Annotated in this window: 21 protein-coding genes and 1 tRNA gene; 19 read left to right on the top strand and 3 right to left on the bottom strand. The window is 59.6% G+C overall.

From position 1 onward, the window contains the following. The first annotated feature begins 133 nt into the window (after positions 1–133). From NML54_RS02085 to NML54_RS02030, 12 genes are all read left to right on the top strand, one after another. On the top strand, positions 134–3901 hold the full coding sequence (locus NML54_RS02085; protein ID WP_254755690.1) for an Rne/Rng family ribonuclease: 3768 nt from the start codon (positions 134–136) through the stop codon (positions 3899–3901). 573 nt (positions 3902–4474) lie between these two features. After that, positions 4475–4786: a 50S ribosomal protein L21 gene (gene rplU / locus NML54_RS02080; protein WP_005505764.1), complete on the top strand. Its 312-nt coding sequence runs from the start codon at positions 4475–4477 to the stop codon at positions 4784–4786. Between the two features lie 40 nt (positions 4787–4826). Continuing rightward, complete coding sequence (gene rpmA / locus NML54_RS02075) at positions 4827–5084, top strand: 50S ribosomal protein L27 (RefSeq protein WP_005505766.1); 258 nt, start codon at positions 4827–4829, stop codon at positions 5082–5084. Positions 5085–5278: 194 nt separating this feature from the next. Then, the gene (gene obgE / locus NML54_RS02070) at positions 5279–6886 is read left to right on the top strand and encodes a GTPase ObgE (RefSeq protein ID WP_254755689.1); all 1608 of its coding nucleotides are present in this window, start codon (positions 5279–5281) and stop codon (positions 6884–6886) included. 364 nt (positions 6887–7250) lie between these two features. Further along, the gene (gene nadD, locus NML54_RS02065) at positions 7251–8000 is read left to right on the top strand and encodes a nicotinate-nucleotide adenylyltransferase (RefSeq protein WP_254755688.1); all 750 of its coding nucleotides are present in this window, start codon (positions 7251–7253) and stop codon (positions 7998–8000) included. Continuing rightward, positions 7993–9087, top strand: a complete 1095-nt coding sequence (locus NML54_RS02060; protein ID WP_254755687.1) for a sulfite reductase subunit alpha — start codon at positions 7993–7995, stop codon at positions 9085–9087. The genes nadD and NML54_RS02060 overlap by 8 nt, the downstream gene beginning before the upstream one ends. A 66-nt stretch (positions 9088–9153) precedes the next feature. Further along, entirely contained in the window at positions 9154–9591 is a 438-nt protein-coding gene (gene rsfS / locus NML54_RS02055) for a ribosome silencing factor (protein WP_005505774.1), read from the top strand. A gap of 269 nt (positions 9592–9860) precedes the next feature. Then, positions 9861–9933: transfer RNA gene (locus NML54_RS02050), tRNA-Ala, on the top strand. A 112-nt stretch (positions 9934–10045) separates the two neighbouring features. After that, complete coding sequence (locus NML54_RS02045; protein WP_254755686.1) at positions 10046–11029, top strand: cation diffusion facilitator family transporter; 984 nt, start codon at positions 10046–10048, stop codon at positions 11027–11029. Between the two features lie 357 nt (positions 11030–11386). Beyond that, positions 11387–12763, top strand: a complete 1377-nt coding sequence (locus tag NML54_RS02040; RefSeq protein WP_254755685.1) for a glutaminase — start codon at positions 11387–11389, stop codon at positions 12761–12763. Between the two features lie 306 nt (positions 12764–13069). Then, positions 13070–13990, top strand: coding sequence for a polysaccharide deacetylase family protein (locus NML54_RS02035; protein ID WP_254755684.1), 921 nt, complete (start codon positions 13070–13072; stop codon positions 13988–13990). 46 nt (positions 13991–14036) lie between these two features. After that, complete coding sequence (locus tag NML54_RS02030; protein ID WP_230457242.1) at positions 14037–14309, top strand: hypothetical protein; 273 nt, start codon at positions 14037–14039, stop codon at positions 14307–14309. A gap of 105 nt (positions 14310–14414) precedes the next feature. Here the strand turns inward: NML54_RS02030 and NML54_RS02025 are convergent, their stop codons facing one another. The 3 genes from NML54_RS02025 to NML54_RS08885 form a co-directional block, all read right to left on the bottom strand. Further along, positions 14415–14966, bottom strand: coding sequence for an excalibur calcium-binding domain-containing protein (locus NML54_RS02025; protein ID WP_254755683.1), 552 nt, complete (start codon positions 14964–14966; stop codon positions 14415–14417). Between the two features lie 271 nt (positions 14967–15237). Further along, positions 15238–15978, bottom strand: a complete 741-nt coding sequence (locus tag NML54_RS02020; protein WP_254755682.1) for a DsbA family oxidoreductase — start codon at positions 15976–15978, stop codon at positions 15238–15240. 213 nt (positions 15979–16191) lie between these two features. After that, positions 16192–17271 carry a polysaccharide deacetylase family protein gene (locus NML54_RS08885; protein WP_305882350.1) on the bottom strand — a complete coding sequence of 360 codons (1080 nt, stop codon included), beginning with the start codon at positions 17269–17271 and terminating at the stop codon, positions 16192–16194. Positions 17272–17448: 177 nt separating this feature from the next. Here NML54_RS08885 and NML54_RS02010 point away from each other — a divergent pair, with 177 nt between their 5' ends. From NML54_RS02010 to NML54_RS01980, 7 genes are all read left to right on the top strand, one after another. Further along, positions 17449–18558 carry an App1 family protein phosphatidate phosphatase gene (locus NML54_RS02010; protein ID WP_254755681.1) on the top strand — a complete coding sequence of 370 codons (1110 nt, stop codon included), beginning with the start codon at positions 17449–17451 and terminating at the stop codon, positions 18556–18558. A 786-nt stretch (positions 18559–19344) separates the two neighbouring features. Next, positions 19345–19569, top strand: coding sequence for a glutaredoxin-like protein NrdH (nrdH, locus tag NML54_RS02005; RefSeq protein ID WP_005505794.1), 225 nt, complete (start codon positions 19345–19347; stop codon positions 19567–19569). 74 nt (positions 19570–19643) lie between these two features. Continuing rightward, positions 19644–20174 (top strand): class Ib ribonucleoside-diphosphate reductase assembly flavoprotein NrdI, encoded by a 531-nt coding sequence (nrdI, locus tag NML54_RS02000; RefSeq protein WP_254755680.1) that lies wholly within the window; start codon positions 19644–19646, stop codon positions 20172–20174. Beyond that, positions 20147–22327, top strand: a complete 2181-nt coding sequence (nrdE, locus tag NML54_RS01995; RefSeq protein ID WP_254755679.1) for a class 1b ribonucleoside-diphosphate reductase subunit alpha — start codon at positions 20147–20149, stop codon at positions 22325–22327. The genes nrdI and nrdE overlap by 28 nt, the downstream gene beginning before the upstream one ends. Before the next feature lie 146 nt (positions 22328–22473). Then, a complete protein-coding gene (nrdF, locus tag NML54_RS01990) occupies positions 22474–23451 on the top strand; it encodes a class 1b ribonucleoside-diphosphate reductase subunit beta (protein WP_254755678.1) in 978 nt (325 codons plus the stop codon). Positions 23452–23784: 333 nt separating this feature from the next. Continuing rightward, positions 23785–24828 carry a zinc-binding dehydrogenase gene (locus tag NML54_RS01985; protein ID WP_254755677.1) on the top strand — a complete coding sequence of 348 codons (1044 nt, stop codon included), beginning with the start codon at positions 23785–23787 and terminating at the stop codon, positions 24826–24828. A gap of 232 nt (positions 24829–25060) precedes the next feature. Next, a complete protein-coding gene (locus NML54_RS01980; RefSeq protein WP_254755676.1) occupies positions 25061–26773 on the top strand; it encodes a formate--tetrahydrofolate ligase in 1713 nt (570 codons plus the stop codon). The last annotated feature ends 147 nt before the right edge of the window (positions 26774–26920 follow it).

Raw genomic sequence — 26920 nt, 5'->3', positions numbered from 1 at the left:
AGTGCCCGGTAGCGCCGATGAACGCGCGCCGTAGGGTGAGGCTTGAGCCGCGGTGACAGCAACTAGGCTTTGCGCTGTATGCGCGCTGTTAAAATCCTTGCGGTGCGGAGCAGGGTGTAACGAAAGAAGATTAATGTCTGACGAGAAGAACGTCGAACTTGGGGTTTTTGAGGCGCTGAACGCCCTCGCGGAGGAGAAAAACACCTCTGCAGAGACCCGTGAAACTCTGCGTAAGAATGTTCGTGAGAGCTCTGACGCCCAGCAGGGTACTGAGCGCCGCCGTCCGGGTCGCCCGAAGAAGGAGAAGGCTCCTGAGGTTCCCCTGGATGAGGCTATTGCTGCTGGCCTGACCAACCTGCGTAACGCTAAGGCGAAGCACGCACCGGCACCGAAGGTTGCCGCTCCCACTGCGTCTGAGACTGAGGTTGCTTCTACTCTGGATAGCCTGTTTGAGGCTGTTGAGAAGAAGGCGGCTGAGCCTGCTGTTGTGGAGAACACCGCGAAGGTTGAGACCGTTGAGAACACTGCGAAGGTGGAGGAAGTTGTTGCCCCCGCCGCTGAGTCTGCTGAGCCTGCCGCTGCCGAGTCTGCCGTTGAGGTGAAGAAAGAGACCGCTAAGGTTGAGGTTGTAACTCCCGCACCGGCTGAGAAGACTGAGAAGACCGAGGCTGCAGCTGTTGCTGAGGAATCCGCAACGGAAGAAGCTGCACTCAAAGCACCCGCCGCAGAAGAGTCTGCAGCTGAGGAGTTTGCAGCTGAGGAGCCCGAAGTAGCTCCCGAGCCGGTAAAGACCATTAGCGACCTGCAGCGCGAAAAGCTGCAGGAGCTGCGCTCGCGTACCCCCATGGGTGCGATGCCGCTGTTCATGGCACCCGAGCCGGAGGAGCTGAGCGAGCTCGCTGTTGCCGCCAAGCTGGAGCGTGAGGCACGCCGCGCCGCTGCCGAGGAGCAGAAGCGTAAGGAGCGCATGGAGCGCCGCCGCGAGGAGGCTGCCGCTGAGGCTGAGGTGACGAGCCACCGTCGCCGTCGCCGTCGCCGCGGTACCGAAGATATCGAGATTGAGGGCGGCGTTGATGATGAGGTTGAGACCGTCACCAAGGTGCGTGCGCCGCGCCTGTCTGACTCTCACGCATCCAACACTGTGACCGGTGTGCGTGGTTCTACCCGCCTGGAGGCGAAGCGTGTGCGCCGCCGCGAGTCCCGCTCCCTGGGTCGCCGCCGCCACATCGTGACTGAGGCCGAGTTCCTGGCTCGCCGCGAGTCCGTGGACCGTCAGATGCTGGTTCGTCAGAAGGACGGCCGCATCCAGATTGGTGTGCTTGAGGACGGCGTGCTGGCTGAGCACTTCGTATCCAAGACCCAGCAGGATTCCCTGATTGGCAACGTGTACCTGGGTAAAGTTCAGAACGTTCTGCCGTCCATGGAAGCTGCGTTCGTTGACATTGGACGCGGCCGCAACGCTGTGCTGTATGCGGGCGAGGTCAACTGGGATGTCACCGGTCTGGACGGTGCGCCCCGCAAGATTGAGAACGCCCTGAAGCCCGGCGATTCGGTTCTGGTGCAGGTCACCAAGGACCCGATTGGTCACAAGGGTGCCCGCCTGACCAGCCAGGTTTCTCTGCCCGGTCGCTTCCTGGTGTACGTACCGGGTGGTTCGATGACCGGTATTTCCCGCAAGCTGCCCGACACCGAGCGTGCTCGCCTGAAGAAGATTCTGAAGGACAAGCTGCCCGAAGGTGCTGGCGTAATTGTTCGTACCGCGGCGGAGGGTGCTTCTGAGGAGGAGCTGACCCACGACATTAACCGTCTGCGTGCGCAGTGGGAAGAGATTCAGGAGAAGGCTAACTCCCGCAAGGTGCTGGCTCCGGAGATGCTCTACCAGGAGCCCGACCTGATGATTAAGACCGTGCGTGACGTCTTCAACGAGGACTTCACCGCGATGATCGTTCAGGGCGAGAACGCGTGGGATTCCATCGAGGCGTACGTGACGTACGTGGCGCCGGACCTGGTTTCCCGCCTGCAACAGTGGGATTCCGCGGATGACCTTTTTGACCACTACCGCATTAACGAGCAGCTGGCGAAGGCGCTGGACCGTAAGGTGTACCTGCCTTCGGGTGGTTCGCTGGTGATTGACCGTACCGAAGCCATGACTGTGGTGGACGTGAACACCGGTAAGTTCACCGGTAGCGGCGGCAACCTGGAAGAGACTGTCACCAAGAACAACTTGGAAGCTGCTGAGGAGATTGTCCGTCAGCTGCGTCTGCGTGATATCGGCGGCATTATCGTCATTGACTTCATTGACATGGTGCTTGAGTCGAACCGTGACCTGGTTCTGCGTCGCCTGATTGAGTGCCTGGGCCGTGACCGTACCAAGCATCAGGTGGCTGAGGTGACTTCGTTGGGTCTGGTTCAGATGACCCGTAAGCGCCTGGGTACCGGTCTGCTGGAGGTCTTCTCGGAGCTCTGTGAGCAGTGTGCCGGTCGTGGCCTGCTGGTTCACGATCAGCCGCTGAGCGGTCGTAGCGGTGGCGCGTCGGATTACATCCACCGCCATGAGCGTAATGACCGTAAGCGTAGCCGTACCGCTGCCCGCGAGGATTCTCGTGACCAGCAGAAGCAGGATGCTCTGGAGTCGAAGAAGGCTGAGCGCCGTAACGCTATGGCTGCGGTGGCTGCCGCATCCGCTCAGAGCGAGGACGTTTCGGAGGAGACCGCTTCGACCCGCAAGAAGCGTAAGCGTCGCAAGCGTTCGCGCCGCGCGGAGACCGCTGAGCTTTCGCTTGAGCAGGAGATTCAGGGTATTGCCGAGGCTGCCAGCGAGCAGGCTCACGCCGAGGTTGCTCAGCGTGAGGACAAGGTCGCTGAGGTCACCGAGGGTAACTGGATTGGTGAGCAGGGCGGTTTCTCCCTGGAGCAGTTGGCGAGCGCGTTCGACCGCGTGGAGGAGGAGTCCGCTGAGGATTCCTCGAAGGACTCTGCTGAGGGCCGTGCTGATCAGGAGCGTTCGGAGAAGCGCCGTTTGTCCAAGCGTGGCGAGAAGAAGTCATCTCGTAGCCGCCAGCGCCGCGAGCTGACCGATGCGGATATTGCCGCCGTGGAGGATTCCGGCGCGGGTGCGCTGGAGTACGAGCACCACGTTGACCCGGAGCTCGACCCGCGCTTTAGCCGCTCCTCGGATCGTTTTGAGGCGATTCGCGCCGGTGAGGCGAAGGCTCGTGCTTCTCAGAAGGCTGGCCGTCTTGCCCGCACTGAGGGTGAGTCGTTCCGTTCGGGCCGTGAGGATCGTTCGGAGGAGCGTCGTTCAGCGATGCGTCCGAACCGCGAGCAGCAGAACGCTGAGGCAACCGCCGCTGAGGTAAACTCGGGTGTACAGAAGGCTCAGGGGGCCAAGCGTGTTGAGCGTGAGGACCTGCGCATTGAGGATGTTCGTGAGACTCCGCGTGCTTCCCGCCGCCGTGCTCGTCGTGCCGCTGATGAGAAGCGCGCCGAGAAGGCAGCTGAACAGGGCGTGGCATCCGAGCAGGCACCCGCAAAGACTGATAAGGCTGAGAAGCCTGAGTCTCGCACGGTTGTGACCGGCGTGATTGGTGCTCCGGCAGTGACCGGTGTGGTGGGCGCAGCTCCCGCAGCGGTTGAGGCTCCGATTGAGGAGGCTCAGAAGCCTGCGGTTCAGGTGCCCGGTTCGACCCCGCGTAAGCGTCGTACTCGCCGTGCGGCGTCGAGCGCTGGTGCCGGTGCTCAGGTCGTGACCGTGGACGCTTCCGAGCGTGCTGAGGGTTCCGTGGTTGCTTCCGCTTCTGTTGCGGATGTGGCTCCGGTGGCTGATGACGCTTCGGCTCCTGTCTTGTTCGGCATTGGCGTTGCTGCTGCCGACATTAAGCGTGAAGGTAAGGACGATTAGTCTTTAGCTTCCAATCATCGGAATCCCGATGGTATGTGCATGTCGAGCCCCGGTGGGGTGGAGTAATCCACTTCGCCGGGGCTTGTCTATGTGCGAATGTCTATGCGGCTGCCTACCTGCGGCTACCTCAGCGTTGTTTATGTAGCCGGGGTATGCGCGGTTTATCTGCGGTGCGCGCCCAGGTTGAGCGCAGGTTGAGTAGTATCACGTGCCGACTTCGAGTGTTCCGCAAAATTATCTATTGCGCGGTGCGTAGATCATGCCGTATCCTTAAGGACTGGTGTTTATCTCAGTGAAGCCCTATCGACGCAGGGCCAGCGGGAGACACCGCTCCCACCCCCATCGTCTTCGGCGCGGTCGAGTATTCGGCTGAGTCTGGAACGTGCGGGAGAGAGACACCACCGGTGAGCCTCGCGTGTTGGCTTCGGCGGGCAATCCCGCCGGAACACACGGGCCGTTCCTCCTTGTTCGCGGTCATTCGACTGGCGGGGGAGGGCGCACAGCAATGAAAGCGCAGGCTACTCATTCGTGTGAGATTCAAGAAGCAAGTTGTCGAGAAAAGTGAGTCCCATAGTGGCATACGCGATTGTACGCGCTGGCGGCCGCCAGGAGAAGGTTTCCGTAGGCGACCTCGTTACCCTTGACCGTGTTGCAGGCGAGCCCGGCAGCACCATCGAGCTGCCCGTGCTGCTGCTCGTCGACGGTGACAAGGTCACCGCTGACGCAAAGTCCCTGGCTTCCGCCAAGGTTGTTGCTGAGAAGGTTGAGGACCTGCGCGGTCCGAAGATCGTTATTCAGAAGTACAAGAACAAGACCGGTTACAAGAAGCGTCAGGGCTTCCGCGCCGAGCTGACCACCGTCAAGATTACCGCTATCAACGCGTAATCGAAACGACCGGAATTCAACCCTAAGGTAGGAATACAGAATGGCACACAAGAAGGGCGCAAGCTCCACCCGTAACGGCCGTGACTCGAACCCCCAGTACCTCGGTGTTAAGCGCTACGGCGGCCAGTCCGTCAACGCAGGCGAGATTCTCGTTCGCCAGCGCGGCACCCACTTCCACCCCGGCCTGAACGTTGGCCGCGGTGGCGACGACACCCTGTTCGCTCTGGCAGCAGGCACCGTCGAATTCGGTACCCGCAAGGGCCGCAAGGTCGTTAACATCCTGGCAGCAGCTGAGTAATACTCACCGCTAGGGCAGAGGGGGTAGGCGTTAGTCTACCCCCTCTCGCTATGACCTCGAATGCCGTGGACGCCCGTGCTGGGCTCCACGATGAGGCGCACCCCAACCCGGTCGCGCCTGCCGCCGCATCCGCAGCATGATTGGTGTGTGCCGTGCGGTGGCGAAGTGAAGATTTTCCAAGATAAGGAGAACCCGTGGCAGAATTCGTGGACCGCGTGGTCTTGCATGTATCTGGCGGTCGCGGAGGTAACGGCTGCGTCTCCGTGCGACGTGAAAAGTTTAAGCCCCTGGGCGGCCCTAACGGCGGTAACGGTGGTAATGGTGGCGCGGTGATTCTGCGCGTGGATAACCAGACCACGACCCTGCTGGAGTACCACCACAGCCCGCACCAGCACGCCCCGAATGGCGATATTGGTCGTGGCGATATGCACCACGGCTTCAACGGTGAGGACCTGATTCTGACCGTGCCGCAGGGTACTGTGGTGAAGGACCGCGAGGGTAATGTTTTGGCTGACCTGCTGCGTGTGGGCGACGAGTATGTCGCGGCCCGTGGCGGTATGGGCGGTCTGGGTAACGCTGCGTTGGCTTCGGCTAAGCGTAAGGCTCCCGGTTTTGCTCTGCTGGGCACCCCCGGTGAAGAGGCTGATATTGTTCTGGAGCTCAAGTCCATTGCGGATGTGGCTCTGGTGGGTTACCCCTCGGCGGGTAAGTCTTCGTTGATTGCTGCGATTTCTGCGGCGCGTCCGAAGATTGCTGACTACCCGTTCACCACTTTGATCCCGAACCTGGGTGTGGTGCAGGCGGGCGATGTTCGCTACACCGTCGCGGATGTTCCTGGTCTGATTGAGGGTGCTTCGGAGGGTCGCGGTCTGGGTCACCGCTTCCTGCGCCATGTGGAGCGTTCTTCGGCTCTGGTGCATGTGATTGACTGCGCTACTTTGGAGCCGGGTCGCGACCCGATCAGTGACTTTGAGGTGATCCGCGGCGAGCTGCAGAACTATGAGGTTGACCCGACTGCGGGTGTGACCGTGCCGCTGCATGAGCGTCCGCAGATTGTGGTGCTCAATAAGATTGACGTTCCTGAGGCTCGTGAGCTGGCTGAGTTTGTTCGCCCCGAGTTTGAGGAGATGGGTTTCAAGGTCTTCGAGATTTCGACTGCTTCCCATGAGGGTCTGAAGTCCCTGATTTTTGCGATGGCAAAGCTCGTGGAGGAGGACCGCGTGGCTCGTGCCGTTGCCGAGAAGGAAGCGGAGCGCGTGGTTGTTGAGACTCCTGTGGTTCGCCCGAAGGGCTTCCGCGGTAAGAAGAAGCAGGAGTTCACTATTCGCCGCGAGGAGCGTAACCTTGAGCCGCTGTTCCGTGTGATTGGTGAGAAGCCTGAGCGTTGGATTCAGCAGACTGACTTCAATAATGATGAGGCTGTCGGCTACCTGGCGGACCGTCTGGCGCGCCTGGGCGTTGAGGATGAGCTGTTCAAGGCTGGCGCTCGTGCCGGTGACGCCGTGGTGATTGGTGAGAACGACAACTCGGTGATCTTCGATTGGGAGCCGACCATGGTCGGTGGCGCTGAGCTGCTGTCTTCCCCGCGTGGTACGGACGCTCGTCTGGAAGAGATTATTCGCCCGACTCGTGCGCAGAAGCGTGTGGAGTACAAGGAGCGTATGGACGCGAAGGCGGAGGCTCGTGCCGAGCTGGAGTCCGAGCGCGCTGCAGGCGTGTGGACCGAGTCGGTTGAGTACCGCAAGAAGTTGAAGGAAGGCAAGGTCGACGAGAATATCGACATGCCGAACGTCGACGACTAGTAGCTGAGGCGTAGCTGTTGCCTAGACAGCTGTTTCATAGACAGTGAGTGGTGCCGCGTACCGGGGTTTGGCTCCGGTGCGCGGCGCTTTCTTGTAGGTTCTGTGGTTGCCGCTCGCGCCAGATGTGCGTGTCGGAACACGCGGGTGAGTCTGTGGCCGGGCGTGCTGGCTGGGTATTCCACTGGCGGCTTAGCTCACCCCCGTCATTTCGGTGTTTTTGACCGTAAGCAGGTAGCATAGAGGGGAATGTACGAGGGTACCTTTTTCGGTGTTGCGTACCTTCTTTGTACCTGCCCGCATCCGCGCCTGCGGTGGCTTTTTAGTTGCCGTGGTGCGGTCTCTGTCCCCAGCAAGGACGGCATTTGTGACTGACCAGCCTGTTCACCTTGAATTTGGTGCTCCGAGCACCGAGTCGATTTCCCCGCGCACTCCCGGTCGGGTGCGTCTGGGTGTGATGGGTGGAACCTTCGACCCGATTCACCACGGACACCTGGTGGCAGCTAGTGAAGTTGCCGCCGTGTTCGACCTGGACGAGGTCGTGTTCGTTCCGACCGGTCAGCCCTGGCAGAAGGTGGGGGAGCGGCACGTGAGTGACGCTGAGCATCGCTACCTGATGACGGTGATTGCGACCGCGTCGAACCCGCGTTTTACGGTGAGCCGTATTGATATTGACCGTGGCGGCGCCACCTACACCTTTGATACGCTTAACGAGCTGCGCGCCCTGCGACCGGATGCTGACCTGTTCTTCATTACCGGCGCGGACGCGATTAGCCAGATTATGACCTGGCGCAATGCCCATAAGCTGTGGGATTTGGCGACTTTTGTGGGCGTGACCCGTCCCGATCATGAGCTGGATCCGCCGCTGGCAGAGGGGCGTTATATTACGACCCTGAAGATTCCTGCGATGGCGATTTCTTCGACCGATATTCGTCGCCGCGCAGCTGAAGACACCCCTATCTGGTACCTGGTGCCGGATGGTGTGGTGCAGTACATTGCTAAGTACGGCCTGTACAAGAAGGACGCCTTGACGGCGTACCGTGACGGCTTGCCCCGCGTGAAGGATGAGTCTGGGCAGGCACCCCAATCGACGAATAATGAGGGAACACATGAGTGAAGCTACGGGTTCAAAGCCCTATAGCGAGGACGAAGCGTACCTCTACGAGACGTACGTGACCGAGGACGGCATTGAGGTGCCGCCGCCTACTAAGGTGATGGGTCCGCGCCGTCTTGCCCGTTACCGTGAAGAAGTTGTCGAGTACCTGCGCGCGAACCGTCGCGGTGAGCCCGCGAAGCCTGTTGCGAACATGGGCTCCGTGGTTCTTGCGGACGCTATTGACCCGCAGGTTCTGGCTGTTCAGCATCGTTTTGCGGCGCTGGCGGCTCAGGGCAAGATTGACACTGAAGCGAACGATGAGGAGAAGCTGCACGAGCCTGCTCCTCTGACCAGTAGCCTGCATGTCCTGCGTCTCGAAGAGATTGGGCAGAACCGTGTGGATGCGACCAGCCCCTCAGCGGTGGATAATCCGATGACTTCTTCGATCCCGGTCATTGCCGTGGTCAAGAAGGAGAAGCCAGAACCCGAGCTGCACCAGTACCTGGTGCGCGATGAGCCGAAGGTTGAGGAGCTGGACAGCTCTGACGTTGAGGCTGAGCAGACCGAGATCGCTTCCGTTGAGGAAGAGGCCGTTGAGGTTGCTGAGGTTGAAGAGTCTGCTGACGAGCTGCCCACCCGCGTGAGCGCTGTGAACGCGCAGGGTCTTGACCTGAGCGTACTGGATAGCGCCTCCGCTGGTGACACCGTGGATTCGGTGGACGGCGACCCGACTGTTGCTCTGAGCCCGGATGAGGTTGAGGAGCTGCTGCAACGCATGGTGGATCGTCAGGATCCCGAAGAGTCGGTTGCTCTGGTTGAAGAGGTTACCGAGGATTCTGAAGAATCTGAGGAAGCCGCAGAAGAGGGCGAGTCCAAATCGGCTGAGTCCGAGTCTGCTGAGTCGAAGTCGGCTGAGTCCAAGTCTGCACCGGTGCCTTCCGCTGAGGCTTCGAAGGAAGCTGAGGAAGAGTCTGCTTCTGAGAGCGCTGTTGAGAAGGCTGAAGAGGTTCTGCAGCCTGCGCAGAAGACCTCCCTGGTGTGGCTGTGGATTGTGCTGCTGCTCGCCCTGGTCGTTGTTGGTCTGATTATGATTTTTGGCCCTAAGTAGGCCGTGAACAATGCGCCCCTGTTGCGGGTGCTGCCGGCGGGTGTTCTGCCGGCAAGGAAGGAAAATATGACTGCTGCACAGTCCTCGATTGAGGCTCTGCGCATTGCCGCCCGCGCTGCGGAGGAGAAGCAGGGAACGAACCTGTTCGCTGTGGATGCATCCGACGCGATGGGTCTGATTGATGGCTTCCTGGTGGTTTCTGCCCACAATGAGCGCCTCGTGAACGCTGTTGCGGATGAGGTTGAGGACGCTCTGCGTGAGCAGGCTGACTTGAAGCCGGTCCGCCGTGAGGGTCGTTCCTCGGGTCGTTGGATTCTGCTGGACTTCGGCGATATTGTCGTGCATGTTCAGCATGAGGAGGACCGCGAGTTCTACGCTCTGGATCGTCTGTGGGCTGAGGCTCCGCGTATTGAGCTGGGCGTTGAGAACGAGGCTCCCTTCGACATTGAGGGTGAGACTGAGGAAGATGCTGCACGCATCATTCCCGCTCAGGATGAGGCGTAGGCTTCTGCTTGATTTTTAGCTGATGAGGGGTGGGCTCTGCTGGCGCTGTATGGTGCCGCGGGGTTCGCCTCTTTTAGCGTGTTTGGCTAGCGTTTTTGACCTGCGTGTTTGGTCTGCGTGTCGGAGGTTTTTCTGCCTGCCCGGTTGCCCCTTCTGCCAGCCCGGTCGCACGGGAACTTTTTTGGAGTTTTGGGGGTGCTGGTTTGCATCGCTGTCCGTGGTGTGTGTAATATATTCATGTTGCCTCGTTGAGGTCACTAACAGAATATGGGGATATGGCGCAGCTGGTAGCGCACCTGCATGGCATGCAGGGGGTCAGGGGTTCGAGTCCCCTTATCTCCACGTTTTCCTCGGTTGAGGAGCTTGTCGCCCGGTTCTTGTGAATTGGGCGATTTTGCTATCCACTGATAACTCTCGATAGTCAACAACGCAGTTCATAGTTGAGGAGAAGCGCATGGGAGCGCACGCACATCACGGCCACCACGGGCATCACGGCCACCACGGGCATCACCACGACCATTCGCATGCCCCGAGCCCGGAGGATGCTGCTTCGATGCGTCCGCGCCTGCTGATTGCGTTCAGCTTGGCGGTCGTTATTGTGTTGGCGCAGGCGATCGGTTCGTTGGTCACGGGAAGTCTTGCGCTGCTGACTGATACGGCGCACGCGCTGGCGGATGCCTCCGGCCTGCTGGTGGCGCTCACGGCGGCTTCGCTAATGACGCGCCCGGTAACGTCCCGCCGCACGTGGGGTTTTCGCCGTATTGAGGTGCTTGCCGCCCTCGGGCAGTCGGTGCTGCTGTTGGCGGTGGGTATCTACACGGCGGTGGAGGGCGTGCATCGCCTGTTTGCCCCGCCGGAGGTGCCCGGCATCGAGCTGTTGATCTTTGGTGTGGTTGGCCTGGTGGCGAACGCTATTGGTATTGCGGTTCTGGCTACGGCGAGGAACGCGAACTTCAATATGCGTGCCGCGTTCCTGGAGGTGCTCAATGACGCCCTGGGTTCGCTGGGTGTGATTGTGGCGGCTATCGTGATTTGGCTGACTGGCTTCTATCAGGCGGATGCCCTTGCCGGTCTGCTGATTGCGGCGCTGATTGTGCCGCGTGCGGCGCGTCTGATGAAGCAGACGACTGCGGTGCTCATGGAGTTCACCCCGGACGGCCTGGACCTGGACGCGATGCGTGAGCACATGCTGCGCGTTGACGGCGTGGTGGAGGTACACGACGTGCACGCTTCGATGGTGGCGACCGGTCTGCCGGTGGTGACCGCGCACGTGGTGGTTGCCGATTCGTGCTTCCATGACGGGTCTGCGGTGGCGATTTTGGACCGTATCCGTTCGTGCGTGGCGAGCCATTTTGAGGTGTCGGTAGAGCATTCGACGTTCCAGCTGGAGACTGCCGAGTTGGGTGGCCGTGAGCCGGCTTCGATTCGCCACCCGTAGGTTTTGCCCGTAGGTTTTGCTGGGACTTCGTCGGCGGTTCTGCCCGCCGCGGTAAATTACGGCAGGAAACGGCAAACCAGAACAGGTACCAGAACCAGAGATAGCGGGGGAGTAGTGACCGTTATATTTGGTGGCTTCAACACGCAAAAGATACACTCTTTAGGGAGCAAAAGGTGCTCCTGACCCACACACTTTGACAGGTCCGCTGGCTGGCTCTTTAGTTTGGTAGCCGCTGTAGCCTGTAACGATGAGCGCCTCAGCCCAGCTGAAACGGAATAGCTGAAACGGAACAGCGGGCGGGCGTATCCTGGAATTTTTGACGAGAACAACCACGATTAGCAGCAGATACGGAACACTATGCATTCACCTATTGCCACTTACCTGACCGAGACCCTCGAGTCGGTCGCTTCTGATACCTCCGGTGAGTTGGCAAACTACATTCCGGAACTTGCCGCCGTGGACCCGGACAAGCTTGCCGCGTCTATCGTCATGGTTGATGGTGAGCAGTACGCCGCCGGTGATTCCGATGTGGAGTTCACGATCCAGTCGATTTCTAAGCCGTTCGTGTACGCACTGGCGCTTGCTGACCGCGGCTATGATGACGTGCTTGCGAAGGTGGGCGTGGAGCCTTCCGGTGAGCCGTTCAACGAGCTGTCCCTGGAGGACGGCTCCGGTAAGCCGCTGAACCCGATGATTAACGCGGGGGCGATTACCACCCATTCGCTGGTGGGTCCTCCCGGTGCGACTCAGGGCGAGCGCATGGAGCGCGTCATTTCTGGTTTGTCTGCGTTTGCGGGCCGTCGCCTGTCGGTGAATGAGCGCGTGTACGAGTCTGAGCTGGAGCACGCGCACCGCAACTACGCGATTGCGCATATGCTGCGCGGCCACGGCATCCTGACCGGTGACCCGACTGTGGCGGTGCAGGGTTATACCCGCCAATGCTCGCTGATGGTGACGGTTAAGGATTTGGCGTTGATGGCGGCGACTTTGGCAAACTATGGTGTGCATCCGGTGACGGGTGAGCAGGTGGTTCCTAAGACTGTGGTGCGTCAGGTGCTGAGTGTCATGTTCACGTGCGGCATGTATAACGCTGCTGGTGACTGGGCGACCCAGGTTGGTGTGCCAGCGAAGAGCGGCGTGGGCGGCGGCATTATTGGTGCGGTGCCCGGTCAGCTGGGTGTGGCGACGTTCTCGCCGCGCCTTGACGGTCACGGTAACAGTGTGCGCGGTGTGGAGCTGTTCGAGCAGTTCTCTGATGACATGGGCATGCACGTGATGAACGTGCCGACCGTGGCTCGTTCGGCGTTGCGTGCGAACTACCAGATCGGTTCGGGCGATGAGTCTATGCGCCTGATTCAGTTGCAGGGCCGTATCCGTTTTGCAGGTGTGGAGCGCGTAATCCGTGAGATTGTGGAATCCCCTATGGAGGGTTCGAAGGTCGCCCTGGACGTAACGCGCGTGTACGCGGTGGATGAGGTCGCTCAGAGCATGCTCCTGGAGCTGATGCGTCGTCTGCGGAATGACGGGTACAAGGTGTACCTGATTGATAACGACGAGACGATCACGAATACGGATGCGCTGCGCAGCATGGGTGTGAAGGTTCTGACGAACCCGGTGGCGGTGACTTCTGCTGAGTCGGATGCTGAGCGTGTGGCTGAGGCGGACGCTGAAGAAGCTGCGGAGGCTGCAGCACTGGAGGCGCTGAATGCGCTGGATTCCGCTAAGGCGGAGTAGCCGGAAGCTTCGGAGTCCGAGTAGGTTTCTCTCCGCGTACTTGGTTGTACGATTGTGTGAACTTATATATTGAGGCCCCTTTTCCGGGCGCGGTGTGAACGTGTTCTGGGGGAGGGGCCTTGCTGTGCTTGCCTAGAGCTGGACCTGGATTATCTGGGTGCGGGTAGCTTAGTGTACTGAGCGTGGTCTTCGGCGAGTGAGTGGACTGAAAGTGTATAAAGGTTCTGTAATAGCGCCTTTGTTAATTATTAAGTAATATTTTGAATTTTTCGATAGCTGACAGTGGTCTCATCATACACTCGTAATATGAACACTGCTCCACACTCAGAAACACCTATCACTACTCGTCAGTCCGCTATTACTGACCTCACCGCTGACCGGACGGTGGCGGGTGCTCCTGCCCGCACCTCCATGGGACGACGGGAAATTTTACGACACGTTGGTACCTTTGGTCTGGGTGCGGTGAGCTTCGGCGTGCTGGGTCTTGGCCTCACCGGTTGCGCCCCTTCTGCGGCGGGTGACGCTGACGGGGCAGCTAGCGCCACCCCGTTGAACACCCCATCCCCGACCGCTTCTGCGACTGCGACCTCGTCGAACCCGGTTCCTGAAGCTCGTGCCTGGACTGGCCCGCAGACGGGCCTGCCCGGTGAGGGCAAGTATATTGCGTGGACGGTCGATGACGGCGCCGACCCGGAGGTGGTACGAGCCTACGCGGAGTTTTCCCGCCGTACTGGCACGCGCCTCACCTTCTTTATCAATGGTCAGTACCCGGCGTTTAGGCAGCATCGTGACCTGTTGTTGCCGCTGGTGAAGAGTGGTCAGTTGCAGATTGCGAACCATACGTATAGTCATGCGGCGTTGACGAGCCTGACGGATGAGCAGATTGTTCAGGAGTTGACCCGTAATGATGAGGAGATTAGGCAGCTTTTTGGGGTGTCTTCGAAGCCGTATTTCCGCCCGCCGTACGGGTATTATGATGCGCGTGTGTTGGAGGCTGCGGCGTCGTGTGGTTTTACGCGCCCGGTTCTGTGGTACGGGTCGTTGGCGGATTCATCTGATATTTCTTCGGCTGAGGTGTATGCCTATGCGGAGAAGTATGCTTTGGCTCAGCATATTGTGATTGGGCATTTGAATTATCGGGGTGTGGTGTCTGAGCTGGACCATATTCGGGCGTTGTTGGATCAGCGCGGGTTGACGACGGTGACGATTCGCGACTATTACGGGTAGTGCGGGGGAGCTCCGGCGAGGGGTTCCGGTGGGTATACTGGGAGGCATGATGAAGCTTCCTCAGAATCCTCTCCTTCGGCAGGTGCACCGCTTCCGTGAGTCGCTGCTGCTTCTGCTGTATTACTCGCTGTCTTTTCTGGGTGTGCGGTGGATGCGCACGGGGCATCCGCGTGTGGCGGCGGTGTGGTCTGTGGGTTTGTGGCTGAATTTGGTGCTGCGCGGTATGGGCCAGCTGGTGCGTATGCTGGTGCCGGTCCTGCAGGATGCGGAGGCGCGCCGTGCTCGTGCTGAGCGTGCCCGCGCCTACCAGCCGCGCTAACCTCACAGCTGAGCTGACAGAACGAGGCTGATACGACGAAGCCCCCTTGCCCCGGTTCATACAGAACCAGGGCAAGGGGGCTTCGCTATATTTGGGGGTAGAAGCTTAGTGCTTCTTCTTCGGCTCGCACGCCACGCCGTCACCGTCTTTATCTAGACCCGGGCGGTAACCCGGCTCGCCACGATGCAGGGGCGCCGCACCAGCCGCACGAGCATCAGCGCATGTTTCGTAGTAAACACTCGACCGCGCCGGAGCCTGCTGAACCGGCTGCGCTGGAGCTTGCTGAGCGGGAGCCTCAGCCGCCGGAGCCTGCGCGGGCGCCTGCTGAACAGGCTCAGCCTGTTGCGCGGGATCCGCAGAAACCGGAGCCGCCGGCGCCTCCGCGGAAGGTGCCTCAGTAGCCGGTGCCTGCACGGGAGCCTCAGTAGTCGGAACCGGAGACGGGGTTACCGTCGGGGTAGGAGACTCCGAAGGAGTCACAGACGCACTCGGCGTCGGAGAAGAACTAGGAGTAGCTGAAACCGAAGGGCTAGCAGAAACAGACGTCGACGCAGACGCAGAAGGCACAGACTTCGGAGCGCGAACAGACGAAGAGCAGCCGGTCAGCAGCAGAGCACCCGCAAGAACACCAGCGGTCGCGGTGTGGATTTTCAACACAATATTCCCTTATAAAGTGAGTGGACAAGGGTGTTCACCGTAGAACACACACTCAAGTGTAAATGAAAACGGTCCCATCCGCAGGTAATATTGAGCCCCCAAATATTTCTGACAAGGGAAGATGCAACGTACGGGCATAGTAAAGCCCCCTCGTACCGGTTTAGCCAAGAACCGGCACAAGAGGGCTTCGCTATACCTGAGGCTGCATTAGCCGGGGCGCTAGGGGAGCAGCACCCCCCGCCGGGGCAGCTCTATCCAGGACTGACTGTCGCTAGGAGCAGTTGCCGTTCATATCGCAGGACGGACCCGCCTCCGCAGCATTGCTACCTGCCGCGTCACCAGCCGCGCCCGCCAGCGGGTTCAAAAACTCAACACGGTGAGTCTCCTCCCACACCTGACGCAGCGCCTGCACCAGCATCTTCGCAGGCTGCGCACCACTGACCGCCCACTTCGACTCAATCAAGAAGAACGGCACACCATTAATGCCCAGCTGGCGCGCCAACTGCTCATCAGCACGCACATCCGCCGCGTAACGGTCGCTCTTCAACACCGCCTCAACCTCGGCAGTATCCAGGCCAATCTCAGAAGCAATATCCAGAATCGACTCGTGATCCTGCACCGAACGGCCCTGCGTAAAGTACGCCAGCTTAAACGCCTCCTGCGCCGCCGACGCCAAACCCTGCTCCGCCGCATAGTGAATCACGCGGTGCGCATCAAACGTGTTACCGTACCGCGCCTGACGCCAATTGAAATCCAAACCCACCTCGCGGGCACGCTCCGCCAACGACTCCTGGCTCGCAATCGCCTGCTCCAACGACATCTGATACTTGCCGGCAATCAGCTCAGGCAATGAACCGGCAGGATGCTCCGTAGCCGACGGGTTCAGCTCAAAACTATGCCACACCACCTCAACCTCGTCACGGTGCTCAAACTCGGCGAGCGCCTGCTCCAGGTTACGCTTGCCCACGTAGCAGAAGGGGCACACAATATCGGACCAAATATCAATACGCATGTTATCTATTCCTCTCATACTCGGATGCGGCACACTTCCGCTTGTATGCTCACCTAACACCCCGGCTGCCGTGTCTATTCCCGGGCATTCCCCAGTGTTATTCCCACCGGGTACGGCAAAGCCCCCTCGCGCCGGTTCGTACAGAATCTATGTACAGGAATATCCGTACAGGAACCGGGTCAAGGGGGCTTAGCACACGCGAAATACGCGGCCTTATCGGCGGGCAGCTGTCGGTGTGGTAGTGGCAGTAGCCGCGGGTGCCGTCGTTGCCGCAGGTGCGGTGGTAGCCTGCTGGTTTGCCGCTACCTTATCCTCACGGCGGGTAGTCGGCGTCTGAGTTGGAGCCTTAGTAGTCGGCTCCTGGGAAGGGGTCGGCGCCTCCGTAGTCGCCTCGGGGGAGGGGGTGTTCTCCTCCGGGGTAGGAGTCGGTTCAGGCGTTGCAGCCTTAATCTCTTCCTCGGATGCGTTACCGTAGTAGTCACGAACCGTCACCGCAGTCAGGCCGCGGTCATCGAGCAGGCCCTTCACCTTATCGAGGATCGGGATGATCGTCTCGTAGTTCAGGTGACCCAGCACGATCTGTTGCGGTAGCATGTAGCGGATGCAGCGCGTGTAAATCACGCGGGCGCTCGTCTTCGCCTCGTCACCGGTAGTGCCGTTCCACATGACCGGGCGGGTAAAACCAATCTCACCGGCAGCCTTCAGCACCGCATCGTTGTAGCGGCCGTAGGGCGGGCGGAAGTACGGCTTCGACGAGACACCGAACATGCTCATAATCTCGTCTTCGTTACGCTGCAGCTCTTCCTTCACACCCTCAGCATCCAGGGTGGTCAGATCAGCGTGGCTGTAGGTGTGGTTCGCAACCTGAATCTGACCGCTCTGAACCAGCGGACGCAGCAACGACACATGCTCCTTAAAACCGGTGTAAGAAGCGTTAATGAAGAAGGTCAGGCGAGTATTCGTGCGCTTCGAGAACTCAGCGTAGCCGCGAATCGCCTCCGGGCTTGCGCCGTCATCAACAGTCCACGCAACATACTTACCGTCACCAATGAGGGAGTTGCCGATGCCGGGCCATTCGCGCGGCTTATCAACCGGGTTGCCAGCAGCGGCAACGGTCGGTGAATTCGTGGGTGCGGGGCGAGTAGCAGCAGAGGTCTCGCCGCCAGCCTGATACGGAGTGAAATTACCGGTGGTGCCGTCGTAGTCATTCGACTTCTTCGAGCAGGCAGCAATCAGCGGAAGCATAGCAGTGCCGAGCACAAAAAGTCGGCGGTTAGGCTGTGAGTGGGTCATACTCTCCAGGATAACGCCCCCACCTGCAAGGAACGAATCTGAACAGCGAATACACCTTAAATAATGTACACATCACAGCGCGCGCTCAGCACCACAGTATTAATAGGTATAAAAACTACGTATAAGAACACAAGATCCTAAAGCCGCAAGCCGGTAACGCTCCGCTACACTAGTGGGATGGAGAATTTGGGCACTCACGAACTGCGCAACCTTGTGAACGATGCTGCCGACGAGGCAGTCAACATCGGCTACCGTGTTGCAGACCGGCTGCACAGGTGGCGCGAAAAGCGCGCCATCGCCGCCGGTCGCGAGCCTATCCTCGTGCCCACCGAAGGCTACGGACGCGCCGCCTCCGAAGGAAACCCCGGCTGGGTCCGCATCATCGCCCGCGCACTCTACAAGACGGTCAACCTCGAACGCCTGCTGCAGGTCGTAGAAGGCACCCAAGACACCGCCAACCCCATGCGCGGCTGGCGCTCCTTCACCGCAACCGCAATGTCCGATGCGCCCGTCACCATCGTCATCGATGGCACCAAGTACGAGGCGTACACCGACCGCGGCGGCGTGCTCGACGTCAAACTCAGTATCGACCTGGAACCCGGCATGCACGAAGTCATCATGTACGTGCCCGGCTCCCGCGCCGTAGCAACCAGCGTCTATATCGTTCCCGAAAGCCAGAAGCTCGGTGTCATCATGGACGTCGACGACACCGTCATGGTCACCATGCTGCCGCGCCCCCTCGTTGCCGCCTGGAACTCCTTCATCCTCGACGAGCATGCACGCATCCCCACCCCCGGTATGGCGGTTATGACCGACCGTATCCGCCGCAGCCACCCGAATGCGCCGTTCATGTACCTGTCCACCGGCGCCTGGAACATCACCCCGACCCTACGCCGCTTCCTCAGCCGCAACGGCTACCCGCGCGGCACATTCCTGCTCACCGACTGGGGCCCTACCCCCGACCGCTGGTTCCGCTCCGGCACCAACCACAAGGTCGAGTCTCTGCGCCGCCTCGTCGAGGAATTCCCGCAGATGAAGTGGATCCTTGTCGGCGACGACGGGCAGCGCGACCCGTACATCTACAACGGCTTCGCGGTGCGTTACCCGGACAATGTGGCGGCAATCGTCATCCGCAACCTGACCGTGGGGGAGACCATGCTCGCCTCCGGCCGCGTGTGGAGCGACTACCGCGCCGAACAGATGATGCGCTCGCCGCTGTGGATTGAAGCCACCGACGGCGTAACGCTCAGCAAGAAGCTGCGCGATCTGGGCCTGATTGATTTCTAGGCGGCTAGTCTTGTCGGTATGTCTCGTCGGGTTGCTAAAACCAGTGCTGATACCCAGCAAACCCACCGTGAATACTGCTAAATAGCGGTATCTGCGGTAGGTTTTGCCATTCCAGAAGTATTAACCAACTTAAACCCACGACACACCGGCTACTGAAAAAGAGTTAAAAATCTTTTCTACAGCCTTAATCACATAGCTTAAACCCACTCGAAGGGGGTTAACCCCCGCCTTTAAGAAAGGCCGTTCTGCTTTAAAACCGCGCCGTTCCGCGCAAGAATGGGTGAGAGTTAAGATCTCTTTAAAATCAAGCCCGAATTTGCCGGGTTTTATGCCTCCAAACGCATACATGAGGCTAACTGAACCTCGACTCAGCGGGCCAACGAACCCTTAAAATTCTGCCCCAACTTAAACCCCACCTGTGGATAACCCGGCACACCCCGCGAAAATACGGCGAACTAGCCCCGCGGCAGGGTGTGGATAAGCTGTAGACGCCCCCTCTTAAGTGGGTTCAACTGTGGGTTTATCGAACGAAACACGACCCTCACACCACATCATCTTGTGGTGAAGAAAAATCTCAACACTACATGTAGTATTAATACTCGGTTCCACCACTACGGCACTTTTAGGCGCACTGCCCCAGCGCAGGAAACCGCCACACCCCACTAGGAGGGGCAGCAGACGGCACAGCGCCCGCCGTGAACAACACGTGGCGAACCACCAACGAAACACGCCAGATTCATTCACGAGATAAGCCCGCCCGAGCGGGAGAAAGTAAGAGGCACTCCCATGGTAGTGACCGTGTACACCAAGCCCCAGTGCGTCCAGTGCAACATGACCTACCGCGCCCTCGACGCGAAGGGTATCAGCTACACCAAGGTTGATATCACCGAAGACGCTCAGGCCCTCGAAATGGTCAAGTCCCTCGGCTACATGCAGGCACCCGTCGTCATCGCAGGCGACGAGCACTGGTCCGGCTTCCAGCCCGACAAGATCAACGCTCTGGCAGCGTAACAACCCTGCCGAAACCCGTACAAACGGAAAATCGGTACGGAACCACACCGGCACACGAGAATAAGGAGTATAAGATGAGTACCGCCCTCACGCCCAACCCCGTCGATGAGCACGCAGAAATCCGGAAGATTCTTCTGGACGCACGCAACGCCTCCGAGGGTCGAGCGACCGAGGTCGAATGGGACGACACAGCGCCACTCATCGTGTACTTCTCCTCCATCTCTGGTAACACCCACAAGTTCGTGGAGAAGATCCGTGCCCGCCGCCTCCGCCTGCCGCTGCGCACCCGCGAAGACACCCTCATTCTTGATGAGCCGTTTGTGCTCATCGTCCCCACCTACGGCAAGCCTGAAGGCGCCGGTAACGTTCCCCCGCAGGTGGTTAAATTCCTGAACGTGGAGCAGAATCGCAACCACATACTCGGTGTGATTGGCGCCGGCAACACCAACTTTGGTCCGCTCTTCGGTATCGCGGCAGACATTGTCGCCAAGAAGTGCGATGTGCCCGTGCTCTTCAAATTTGAGCTCATGGGCACCGATTCAGATGTAGAAAAAGTCAACGAAGGATTGGAAGCATTTTGGACGCAAAACTGCCCTCAGCACTAGAAACTCTCGGTGCGAGCCACAGCGGCAAGAGCGTGCCCGAGAAGTTCAAAGGTATGAGCTACCACGAACTGAACGCACTGCTGAACCTCTACGATGAGAACGGCCAGATTCAGTTCGATGCCGACCGTCAGGCTGCACGTCAGTACTTCCTGCAGCACGTCAACAACAACACCGTCTTCTTCCACGACCTGGAAGAGAAGATTGAGTACCTGATCGAGAACCAGTACTACGAGCCGGAACTCTTCGACAAGTACAACTTCCAGTTCATTAAGAACCTGTTCAAGCGCGCCTACGCCGTGAAGTTCCGCTTCCCGACCTTCCTGGGTGCCTTCAAGTTCTACACCTCCTACGCGCTCAAGACCTTTGACGGTCAGCGCTACCTGGAGCGTTTTGAAGACCGCGTCTGCATGGTCGCACTGCTGCTGGCAGAAGGCAACGAGAAGCTCGCCGAAGACATCGTCGACGAAATCATCTCTGGCCGTTTTCAGCCGGCAACCCCGACCTTCCTCAACGCAGGTAAGAAGCAGCGCGGCGAGCTCGTCTCCTGCTTCCTGCTGCGTATGGAAGACAACATGGAGTCCATCGGTCGCTCCATCAACTCTGCACTGCAGCTCTCCAAGCGCGGCGGCGGCGTGGCATTCGCCCTGACCAACCTGCGCGAGTCCGGTGCGCCCATTAAGAAGATTGAGAACCAGTCCTCGGGCGTTATCCCCGTCATGAAGCTGCTGGAAGACGCCTTCTCCTACGCAAACCAGCTCGGCGCACGTCAGGGTGCCGGTGCCGTGTACCTGCACGCACACCACCCCGACATCTACGCCTTCCTGGACACCAAGCGTGAGAACGCTGACGAGAAGATCCGCATCAAGACCCTCTCCCTGGGCGTTGTCATCCCCGACATCACCTTCGAGCTGGCGAAGAAGAACGAGGACATGTACCTCTTCTCCCCGTACGATGTGGAACGCATCTACGGCGTGCCCTTCTCCGACATCAACGTCTCCGAGAAGTACTACGAAATGGTCGACGATGCACGCATCACCAAGACCAAGATCAACGCGCGTGAGTTCTTCCAGACCATCGCAGAGATCCAGTTCGAATCCGGCTACCCGTACGTGATGTTCGAAGACACCGTCAACCGCGCGAACCCCATCGCCGGTAAGGTCATCATGTCCAACCTGTGCTCCGAGATTCTGCAGGTTTCTGAGCCGTCCACCTACCACGCTGACCTCGGCTACGAGACCGTCGGTAAGGACATCTCCTGCAACCTCGGTTCGCTGAACATTGCACTGACCATGTACGGCGACGACTTCGGCAAGACCGTGGAAACCGCGATTCGTTCGCTGACCTCCGTCTCCGACCAGTCCGACATCCGATCCGTACCCTCCATCGAGCGCGGCAACAACATGAGCCACGCCGTGGGTCTGGGCCAGATGAACCTGCACGGCTACCTGGCACGCGAGCACGTCTACTACGGTTCCGAAGAAGCACTGGACTTCACCAACATGTACTTCTACACCGTCGCCTACCACGCAATCCGCGCCTCCATGCAGATTGCTAAGGAACGTGGCGAGCGTTTCGAGGGCTTCGAGAACTCGAAGTACGCATCCGGTGAGTTCTTCGCAAAGTACATTGAGAAGGAATGGGCACCGCAGACTGAGCGTACCCGCGAACTGTTCGCTAAGCACCACATCCCCACCCGTGAAGAGTGGATTCAGCTGGCTGCTGACGTGGCACAGTACGGCATGTACAACCAGAACCTGCAGGCTGTTCCGCCGACCGGCTCCATCTCCTACATCAACGGTTCGACCTCTTCGATTCACCCGATCGCTTCGAAGATTGAGATCCGCAAGGAAGGCAAGCTCGGCCGCGTCTACTACCCGGCACCGTACATGACCAATGAGAACCTGGAGTACTACCAGGACTCCTACGAAATTGGTTTCGAGAAGATCATCGACACCTACGCTGTGGCAACCCAGCACGTGGACCAGGGCCTGTCGCTGACCCTCTTCTTCCGCGATACCGCAACCACCCGCGATATCAACCGTGCCCAGATTTACGCATGGCGTAAGGGCATCAAGACCATCTACTACATCCGTCTGCGTCAGATGGCTCTTGAGGGTACCGAGGTTGAAGGCTGCGTATCCTGCATGCTCTAGCCCGAATGCTGTGGCGCATTCAGCCTGAGATGGCACACTATAACTAAAGACTGGAAGGGGTGGTTACGGTGTCACGCAAACCGCCTGCGCGACTGGCTGGGCACGCGTAGGACCGTAGCCGCCCCTTAAGAATTGGAGAATTACTAATGAGCGAAAAGGTGAAGCTCGTCGACCACGTGATCGAGGCTATCAACTGGAACCGTATTGAGGATGAGAAGGACCTTGAGGTTTGGGATCGTCTGACCGGTAACTTCTGGCTGCCGGAGAAGGTGCCGCTGAGCAACGACGTGCCCTCCTGGAAGACCCTGACCGAGGAAGAGAAGCAGCTGACCATGCGCGTCTTTACCGGTCTGACCCTGCTGGACACCATCCAGGGCACTGTCGGTGCTGTGTCCCTGCTGCCGGACGCTGTGACCGCGCACGAAGAGGCTGTGTATACCAACATTGCGTTCATGGAGTCCGTGCACGCAAAGTCGTACTCCTCGATTTTCTCGACCCTTGCCTCCACTAAGGAGATTGACGAGGCGTTCCGCTGGGCTTCTGAGAATGAGCACCTGCAGAAGAAGGCGAAGATTGTTCTGTCCTACTACACCGGTGACGACCCGCTGAAGAAGAAGGTTGCTTCCACTCTGCTGGAGTCCTTCCTGTTCTACTCGGGCTTCTACCTGCCCATGTACTGGTCTTCGCACGCGAAGCTGACCAACACTGCTGACCTGATTCGTCTGATTATTCGTGACGAGGCAGTGCACGGCTACTACATTGGCTACAAGTTCCAGCGCGGCCTGGCGAAGGAGTCCGCGGAGCGTCAGGCAGAGCTGAAGGAGTACACCTTCAACCTGCTGTACGAACTGTACGAGAACGAGGTGGCGTACACCCACTCCCTGTATGACGGTGTGGGTTGGAGTGAGGACGTGAAGAAGTTCCTGCACTACAACGCTAACAAGGCTCTGATGAACCTGGGCTACGAGCCGATGTTCCCGGCGACCGTGACTAACGTGTCCCCGGCAATCCTTTCGGCGCTGTCCCCGAACGCTGATGAGAACCACGACTTCTTCTCCGGTTCCGGCTCTTCCTACGTGATTGGTAAGGCTGTGAACACCGAGGACGAAGACTGGGACTTCTAAGCTTGGGACTTCTAAGCCCCCTTTCTTGCCTTTAGTTATGAGGCGGAGATAAACCGAGCGGAATCCCCGTGTGTCCACTGTAGATGCGCGGAGGTTCCGCCGTTTAACCGGGCTATTTAGCGTGCCGGGATGCCCAGGATTTCCCGGTGTAACCTGGCGCGGAAGCGGGGGAGAGGCGGTGGAGAAACAGGGGAGAAGCAGGGGAGTAGGAGCGGTTTTTCTGGTTCCGGTTGTCGGGATTTTGCCTTCACCCCGTAGCATAAAAAATTATTGATATATCGGGGTGCGGCGCGTACTGTTGGACTACTATCCCACAATCCCGAAAGGAACATCATGCGTTCAGTCGTCATGGAAGCCCCCGGCAAGGTCGTCGTCAACGAGGTCGACAAGCCGACCCTGCTCGACCCCACCGACGCCATCATCAAGCTCGCAGCATCCTGCATCTGCGGCTCCGACCTGTGGCCCTACCGCGGCGCACAGCCCGTCGACCACCGCGCAATGGGCCACGAATACATCGGCGAAGTCGTCGAAGTAGGCTCCGAGGTCACCACCGTAGCCCCCGGCGACTTCGTCGTAGGCTCCTTCTGCATCTCCTGCGGCGAATGCGAAACCTGCACCGCAGGCTACCCCTCCCGCTGCCTCAAGGCAATCGCAGCAGGCGACGCCTTCATTGGCGCACGCTCCAACGGCACCCAGGCAGAATACGCCCGCGTGCCCTTCGCAGACGGCACCCTCGTCAAGACCCCCGCCGCACCCACCGCAGAGCAGATCCCGCACCTGATGGCGGCATCCGACGTGCTCGGCACCGGCTGGTACGCAGCAGACGCAGCGCAGGCAGGCCCCGGCAAGACCATCGTCGTTGTTGGCGACGGCGCAGTCGGCCTGAGCGCAGTCATCGGCGCCAAGCAGCTCGGCGCGGAGAAGATCATCATCATGTCCCGCAACCCCGAACGTCAGGCGCTCGCTAAGGCATTCGGCGCAACCCACATCGTGGAAGAGCGCGGCGAAGAGGGCATCGCCAAGGTCATGGAGCTCACCGACGGCGTGGGCGCACACGGCGTTGCGGAGGCTGTCGGCACCCAGCAGTCCTTCGACCAGGCTCTCGGCTGCGTACGCCACGGCGGCTACATCGGCTTCGTGGGCGTGCCGCACGACAGCTCCATCGGCACCGATAAGCTCTTCGGCAAGCAGGTTCACCTGGAGGGTGGCCCCGCCCCCGTGCGCAAGTATCTGCCGACCCTTATCGATCTGATTTACAAGGGCGAAATTGAGCCCGGCCGTGTCTTCGACCTGGTTCTGCCCATCGACGAGGCGGCTAAGGGTTACGAGGCAATGGACCGGCGTACCGCCACCAAGGTTCTGCTGACCATGCCGTAATACCTGCTGTAGCGCCGGGTCCTATACTGGCTCCTGTACCGGCAGCCCGGCGTGTATGCGCTACTAATCCCCGCACCGACCCTGTCGCTCCACGTGAGCGTAGGGTGCCGGTTGCGGGGATTAGTGCATTAAAAATTGGGTTTATTTGCCACCTTCTGGCGAAGTGAGGGACAAATGAGTGAGCCAAAGCATAGAATAAAAGAGCATGATTCGTACAACTCGAAGGATGACAATGACGAAGAAGCCTTTCCCTTCCGACCTCGAAATCGCACTTGCCGCCGATCTTTGGCCTATTAACAAGATCGCAGCAGACAACGGCATCAGCGAAGATCGCCTTGAGCCCTACGGCAAGTACGTTGCTAAGGTCCTCCTCGACGAAACCACCAACGCAGAGACCGCCCGCAAGCGCGGCTCCAAGTACATCGTGGTTACCGCAGTCACCCCCACCCCGCTCGGTGAAGGTAAGACCGCAACCTCCGTCTCCCTCGCACAGGGCTTCGCCCAGACCGGCCGCAAGGCAATCCTGGCTCTGCGTCAGCCCGCAATGGGCCCGACCTTCGGCATCAAGGGCGGCGCAGCAGGCGGTGGCTACTCCCAGATTGTTCCCATGGAGAAGCTGAACTTGCACCTGACCGGCGACTTCCACGCCGTCACCGCAGCGCATAACCTGCTTGCCGCCATGATTGACAACCACCTGCACCACGGCAACGAGCTGCGCATCGACCCGCGCGCTATCGAGTGGCGCCGCGTTATCGACATGAACGACCGCTCCCTGCGCAACATCGTCGTGGGCCTGGGCGAACGTATGGACGGCGTGGTCCGCGAGACCGGTTTCGACATCACCAGCGCCTCCGAAATCATGGTGATTCTCTCGCTGGCAACCTCCTTCAAGGACCTGCGCGAGCGCCTGGCAAAGATTGTGATTGGCCTGAACTACAACGGCGAGCCCGTCACCGCAGCTGACCTGAAGGCTGACGGTGCAATGTCCGTCATCCTGGCAGACGCAATCAACCCGAACCTGCTGCAGACCCTGGAGCACACCCCCGCACTGATTCACGCGGGTCCCTTCGGCAACATCGCAACCGGTAACTCCTCCGTGGTCGCCGACTACGTTGGTCTGGAGTACTCCGACTACGTGATTACCGAGGCTGGCTTCGGCGCCGACATGGGCGCGGAGCGTTTCTTCAACGTCAAGTGCCGCGTCTCCGGCCTGAAGCCGGACGCCGCAGTGCTCGTCGTGACCGTGCGCTCCCTGAAGTCCCACTCCGGCCTGTACAAGATCGTTCCGGGCAAGCCCCTGCCCGAAGGTATGCTGCAGGAAAGCCCCTCCGACGTGGAGAAGGGCGCAGAGAACCTCAAGAAGCACATCGAGATTGTGCGCAACTTCGGTGTTCAGCCGGTCGTGGCAATCAACGCGTTCCCGACCGACTTCGAGTCCGAGCACGAGACCATCCGCCGTATCGCTGAGGAAGCTGGCGCTCGCGTCGCTATCCACCGCGGTGTGGCTGAGGGCGGTAAGGGTACCACCGACCTGGCAGACGTGGTTGCTGAGGCATGTGACGACGTTTCGGATCTGAAGTACACCTATGATCTTGAGGACTCCATCGAGACCAAGATTGAGAAGGTTGCGACCAAGGTCTACGGCGCGGACGGCATCTCCATTGCTCCCGCTGCCGCTAAGCAGCTGAAGCGTTTCGCTGAGCTGGGATATTCGCACCTGCCCGTGGTCATTGCGAAGACCCACCTGTCCATCTCTTCGGATGCAACTCTGAAGGGCGCACCGACCGGCTGGACCCTGCCCGTGCGCGAGGTTCGCTTGGCTGCAGGTGCTGGCTACGTCTACGCTATCTGCGGCACCATGCGCACCATGCCGGGCCTGAGCAAGAGCCCCGCAGCTGAGCGCATCGGCTTTGACGAGAACGGCGTGATGGTCGGCCTGTCCTAAGGCTTGCCCTAAGGTGGCTGTTCCAGCTGATTTATAGCTAGTGGAGGCGGCGCTCCTTCCCCAAAGCGGGGGAGGGGCACCGCCTTTGCTGTGCCCGGTACCGGCAGATGGGGTGATTGCCGGTGAAAGGTGGAGCGTATTGGTGTT

It is taken from the genome of Rothia gullae, assembly GCF_024294905.1.
Taxonomy (GTDB): Bacteria; Actinomycetota; Actinomycetes; order Actinomycetales; family Micrococcaceae; genus Rothia.
This window is presented reverse-complemented; position numbering and strand designations above follow the sequence as displayed.

Coding starts and splice junctions, on each gene's coding strand:
- NML54_RS02085 (WP_254755690.1), top strand. CDS start 134: ATGTCTGACGAGAAGAACGTCGAACTTGGGGTTTTTGAGGCGCTGAAC.
- rpmA (WP_005505766.1), top strand. CDS start 4,827: ATGGCACACAAGAAGGGCGCAAGCTCCACCCGTAACGGCCGTGACTCG.
- NML54_RS02060 (WP_254755687.1), top strand. CDS start 7,993: ATGAGTGAAGCTACGGGTTCAAAGCCCTATAGCGAGGACGAAGCGTAC.
- rsfS (WP_005505774.1), top strand. CDS start 9,154: ATGACTGCTGCACAGTCCTCGATTGAGGCTCTGCGCATTGCCGCCCGC.
- NML54_RS02045 (WP_254755686.1), top strand. CDS start 10,046: ATGGGAGCGCACGCACATCACGGCCACCACGGGCATCACGGCCACCAC.
- NML54_RS02040 (WP_254755685.1), top strand. CDS start 11,387: ATGCATTCACCTATTGCCACTTACCTGACCGAGACCCTCGAGTCGGTC.
- NML54_RS02035 (WP_254755684.1), top strand. CDS start 13,070: ATGAACACTGCTCCACACTCAGAAACACCTATCACTACTCGTCAGTCC.
- NML54_RS02030 (WP_230457242.1), top strand. CDS start 14,037: ATGATGAAGCTTCCTCAGAATCCTCTCCTTCGGCAGGTGCACCGCTTC.
- NML54_RS02020 (WP_254755682.1), bottom strand. CDS start 15,978: ATGCGTATTGATATTTGGTCCGATATTGTGTGCCCCTTCTGCTACGTG.
- NML54_RS08885 (WP_305882350.1), bottom strand. CDS start 17,271: ATGACCCACTCACAGCCTAACCGCCGACTTTTTGTGCTCGGCACTGCT.
- NML54_RS02010 (WP_254755681.1), top strand. CDS start 17,449: ATGGAGAATTTGGGCACTCACGAACTGCGCAACCTTGTGAACGATGCT.
- nrdH (WP_005505794.1), top strand. CDS start 19,345: ATGGTAGTGACCGTGTACACCAAGCCCCAGTGCGTCCAGTGCAACATG.
- nrdI (WP_254755680.1), top strand. CDS start 19,644: ATGAGTACCGCCCTCACGCCCAACCCCGTCGATGAGCACGCAGAAATC.
- nrdF (WP_254755678.1), top strand. CDS start 22,474: ATGAGCGAAAAGGTGAAGCTCGTCGACCACGTGATCGAGGCTATCAAC.
- NML54_RS01985 (WP_254755677.1), top strand. CDS start 23,785: ATGCGTTCAGTCGTCATGGAAGCCCCCGGCAAGGTCGTCGTCAACGAG.
- NML54_RS01980 (WP_254755676.1), top strand. CDS start 25,061: ATGACGAAGAAGCCTTTCCCTTCCGACCTCGAAATCGCACTTGCCGCC.